Source organism: Bacillus sp. AF62 (assembly GCF_050312695.1).
Lineage (GTDB): Bacteria > Bacillota > Bacilli > Bacillales > Bacillaceae_G > Bacillus_A > Bacillus_A cereus.
Genome location: NZ_JBNPJZ010000143.1, coordinates 1 through 5158, shown reverse-complemented (window position 1 = coordinate 5158; position 5158 = coordinate 1). Strand labels below are relative to the sequence as shown.

The window sequence follows — 5158 nt, the reverse complement described above, 5'->3', positions numbered from 1 at the left end:
TTTTTACAAAAAAACATTTGAGTAAAGCTTTTCTACAGATGGGTGGGCGGCCTGTCATAGGCGGAACGCCTCCAATGTCTAAACTGTCTACGTAGGCAAATAAAATTTGTAAAATGGATTTCTTTATGCATTCATTTTTGGATATTTATGAGTTTTGCAACACCCTCTATATTATAGCAAAGATTTTAGACAGGTTCTAAATACGGGTTTAAGAATCTCTGATATTTTGAAATTAAAAGTAGGAGATGTCAAAGGAAGTCATATTTCTATGAGGGAAAAGAAAACAAGGAAACAGAAACGAATACAAATTACTGCAGCACTGAAAAGAGAACTGAAATGGTTTATTGAAGAAAGAGAAGACAAGGAGTATTTATTACAAAGCAGATAAGGTAGGAATCGTCCAATTGGTCGTAGCATGGCATATAAGATATTAAGTAGAGTGGCAACAGAATTCGGATTAGATGAGATAGGAACACATACCTTGAGAAAGACGTATGGGTATGATATGTACATGCAAACAAAAAATATTGCAGTATTGATGGAGATATTCAATCACTCGTCAGAGAAGGTAACATTACGTTATATAGGGGTAAAGCAAGATGCAATGGATAAAGCAATGACTAGGTTTAAAATCTAAGCATTGTTTTTTATTTTAATCTATACAGTTATTCATAAATTTTATATTGTGTAACTCAACAGATAAAATATAGTGAAGCCAATGTTATCAAGGGATTTGGTGAAAAGATTAGTTACACACAATACAAGATATGGGTAAGTCAAACACACTAGATGATGTTTTTACGTATACAAGTTATATATGAGAAGAGGTGAAAGAAATGGTGTGTGAACAGTTATTACAAGCATTGGTTCAATATCAAATGCAAGCGGGGGAAAATCCTAATACATTAAGGTTAAATCCAGATTATTATAGAATGATACTTGAACAGTTGGCGTATCCAGAATGGTTAATGGATAGGAAAATGAAGAAACTAGAAAAAACATTTTTAGGGGTTCCAGTGGAACTAACAAATGAGATTAAGACATTTGAAATACGAGAATAAAAATGGCAGAGTCCTGACAGCTTTTTGGCAGGAAAAGTATGAGATGTTTGTGAATGAGCGTGTTATATTTGTATGGTGAGGAGTGGAGGAAAACAAGACTCATAAGAAGCTCTTTATAATTCGATATCTAAACGATCCATATTGGCGGCAACTAAAAACCGAAACCAGCTACAATGGTGCGAATTGAATGGAGCCGTTGAGAGAGGAGAGCATCTAAAAAGGATGCTCTCTTTTTTTATCAGAACCAAAAATGTTATAAAAAGAAAAAAACGTACCAATAGGTGAATTAATAAATTCAGTGGGTTGATAAGGTGTTGTATTTTGCTATATCTTGTATATAGGTAAGAAGATTCTAGAATAAATTTAAGCAAAAAAGAGCCTATTGGAAGAGGAGAGTATTAGGGAAACAATATGAGTACTTAAGTTCATAGGAACAAGTATCGTGAAACAAACATATGATAGGGTAACCAGACATAGAAGGGGCGATACTATCGTATGAATTCATCACAACAGAAACAGCTATTGGCTGTTTTATCAGCATTATTACAGATTCAAGATAATGAGCATGTAGAGCTAGATAATAGTATTCGACAATTAAATATTCCAGACACAGAGAAAAAAATGTACAAGATAATTCTGCCATTTTAAAAAGTACAACAGAAATCGCAAAAAAATTAGTCGAAAAATTAGAACGATACAAATAAATTGTAACATCCTATTAAGAGATATGTCTTTTTAGAGACATGCCCAGAGTAACATAGTTTCATCTTGTAAAAACTTCTTTTATTAAGAAGAGTTTTCTGTACTTTTATGTGTAGCACTCATGAAAACGGATATGTTTCGTTTGGAAAAAGAAAGTTTTTAGCATAATGAGAATGGGATTATATATATTAGTATAGAACAGTTACAAATACAGTTTTTGCTATCTTTTAAGAGAGCACTCATTTTTGGAGTGCTCTTTTTGGTTTCACATACCGTGGAGGAGGTACATATACTATATAGAAGACCAAATTCATCTTATTTTCAATCGAAGGGGCACCTTGGGCACAGGTGCTCTTATGTATGGATAAGAAAATATCACGTACCTTATTATAGAATTCATTTCAAAAAGGAATGAAAAATGCACATGCAATATGTGAGGTAAGAAATTTTGATGGAAAATTTGCATGATGTACTTTTCACTCCTTGTAGAAGAATTCCAAACGTATTTTGCTATCTAATTAGGAGTTAGTAAATGATCCAAAGGGGTATTCATACAAAAACAAAATGGTTTGTCTTTCTTCCATTTTTACTATTTGCTATGGATTGGTTTTGTATACCAAAAAAATAAAAAAAGAGACGAGTGAATTCGTCTCTTTTGTACATGTTTACAAAAAATGATAAGAGATATGCCTAGTATAGAATTCTTTATTTGGTTACGTATACCTTTTTTACTGGAGGGAATTTTTACTATTTACGTACAGCTGAAGAGAGAGGCATGAAAACGATTGTTTTTTGTGTCACTTTAATAAGGTTGTACATATGGTAAAGAAAGGACCATTCTTTGTTACTATATTTCAACCACTCATATAGCTTCCTTTCTCATGAAAAGAGCATCGATATCATGAACTGCCCTCCAATTGTTAGACACAGTCTAACAATTGGAGGGCAGTTTTTCTATGGCTAAATTTACAGCTGATGAAAAAATACAAATCGTTCTACGTTATTTGAACGGAAATGAAAGTTATCGAGAAATGGGTAGATCGCTCGGTATAAGTGACACAATCATTTTGAATTGGGTAAACCAATATAAACAGAATGGTCTGGAAGCTTTTCTAAAACGATGTACAAATTACACACAACAATTTAAACTAGACGTACTAAACTTTATGATTGAAAATGGTATGTCCCTATTTGAGACGGCAGCTATCTTTAATATTCCTGCCCTTCAACGATTTCTGTTGGGAAAAAACAGCTCGAAACACAAGGAATTGATGCCCTTCAATTTAAGAAAAAGAGGCGTCCATCCATGAAAAAAGATTCAAATAAACAATTAAAACAACCTTTAGCTGAAGGGTCAGTCGAAGCACTTGAAGCACGCATTAAACAGCTTGAGATGGAAAATGAGTATTTAAAAAAGTTAAATGCCTTAGTTCAAAACAAGGAAAAATCACAAAACAAGACAAAGTGCAAGTAGTCTATGAATTAAGGCATACATATTCGGTGAAGGCACTCGTGGAGCTAGCTACTATTCCTCGAAGCACATATTATGATTTAGTAAAGAAAATGAATCGTCCAGATATAGATGCCGATTTGAAAGCGGAGATTAAAGCGATTTATGAGGAAAATGAAGGTCGTTATGGTTACCGTCGCATTCGTGATGAATTAACGAATCGTGGCCAGAAAGTGAACCACAAGAAGGTTCAGCGCATTATGAAAGAGCTTGGGATAAAGTGTGTTGTGCGTATGAAGAAATATAAATCCTATAAAGGAAAAGTCGGTAGAATTACACCTCATATTTTAGAGCGTAATTTTCATACAGATGCACTGAATCAAAAGTGGGTAACAGACATCACAGAATTTAAATTGTTTGGAGAAAAACTGTATGTATCACCTGTATTAGATTTGTATAATGGTGAAATTATTACCTATACAATTGGTTCTAAACCGACGTATTCGCTTGTTTCAGACATGATAGAGAAAGCATTGGAACGTTTACCTGAAACCCGCCAACTACTGATGCATTCGGATCATGGATGGCATTATCAAATGAGACAGTACGTCCGGACACTTGAATCAAGAGCTATCGTCCAGAGTATGTCTCGAAAAGGCAACTGTTACGACAAGGCAGTAATAGAAAATTTCTTTGGAATTATGAAGTCGGAGTTCATCTACATAAAAGAATTTGAAAATGTAGAGCACTTTAAAATAGAATTAGAAAAATATATAGATTATTATAATACGAAACGGATTAAGGCAAAATTAAAAATGAGCCCGGTACAATACCGGACTCACTTTTATCAAGCTGCCTAATGAAATAACCGTGTCTAACTTTTAGGGGTCATTTCAATCATAGGATGCTCTCTTTTTATTGAGAAAGGAATACAATAAAAAAGAGACGAATGAAATAGCCTCTTCTGTACATATCAAAGAAATATGATAGAACGTGTTGATATACTATATTTCAATTTTGGTTATATATGCCTATTTTGGGGCTCTTTTTTATGTAAAAAATGAGTACCGATGACCGAGTACCCGTTTTATGAAACTTACATTCACTATTATTGTTATGTGTGTGAGTCATGAACAAATAATAGTTCGAAAAGTAAGGAGTCAAGATACTATATGCGATGGATAGGTTTATGTTACTAAAAATGAATTAAAAAATTGGTTTATTAAACTAAAAATACAAAAAGTTAACAAGGTAAAGTTTATGCAAGAAACAAGAAAGAACGAGTGTTAGAAATGCCGTAACATCAACGATGTATAAAAAATGTATAAAGGTAGAAAACAAGAATCGCACAACCATAACTATTTCCCGTTTGAAGGACTGTCATGTAATAATCATTATGTTAACTAAAGATATTTAGTCTATTCATTTCCCTGCATAAAATAATTGTATCTATAAACTAATTACAAGAAGATTCTTTCAGCATTCATTTGGGTACTTTTCTTATTGGAAGGAGGCGAAACGAAATGTTTTTCAAAAGAAGGAACAGAATAGGAAAGTGAAACAAAATTCTATAAAAAGAAATAACGATTACACAACAAATGATATGTGGTCTCATCATACACTGACATCAAATGCGGCTTATGGAAGCCATGACAGTGATCGCCATTCATCTTCTTGTACTTCGCATTCTTCGTATGATTCAGGAAGTTCAGAAATATAAGTCTTACTTAGATTTTCGACACCATCATACGAATCTTACGAGCCTCAACAAATTGTTATAACTTGTATTCAAAGATATTTAATTATAATGATTTCCTAAAGAGGATCTATATTTACAGAGTTTTCCCGAAAAATATATCTTACATTTTTATAAGAACCTGTTTAGAATCTATGGTATAATCTGTACAAAAAAGGATATTTTCTATGATACATAATTATACAAGTA

The 5158-nt window shown here is 32.9% G+C and carries 2 protein-coding genes and 2 pseudogenes; all 4 read left to right on the top strand.

Features of this window, described 5'->3' with window-relative positions; genetic code table 11:
* Positions 1–196: 196 nt before the first annotated feature.
* Positions 197–637: pseudogene (locus tag ACQRBL_RS30335) on the top strand (tyrosine-type recombinase/integrase); the annotation flags it as partial.
* Between the two features lie 199 nt (positions 638–836).
* Entirely contained in the window at positions 837–1061 is a 225-nt protein-coding gene (locus ACQRBL_RS30330; protein ID WP_023523954.1) for a hypothetical protein, read from the top strand.
* A 495-nt stretch (positions 1062–1556) separates the two neighbouring features.
* Positions 1557–1709: a hypothetical protein gene (locus ACQRBL_RS30325; RefSeq protein WP_241752610.1), complete on the top strand. Its 153-nt coding sequence runs from the start codon at positions 1557–1559 to the stop codon at positions 1707–1709.
* A gap of 1010 nt (positions 1710–2719) precedes the next feature.
* Positions 2720–4073 (top strand): annotated as a pseudogene (locus tag ACQRBL_RS30320) (IS3 family transposase).
* The last annotated feature ends 1085 nt before the right edge of the window (positions 4074–5158 follow it).

Excerpts from the sequence above, each read along its gene's own strand:
- ACQRBL_RS30330 (WP_023523954.1), top strand. The coding sequence starts at position 837 with ATGGTGTGTGAACAGTTATTACAAGCATTGGTTCAATATCAAATGCAA.
- ACQRBL_RS30325 (WP_241752610.1), top strand. The coding sequence starts at position 1,557 with ATGAATTCATCACAACAGAAACAGCTATTGGCTGTTTTATCAGCATTA.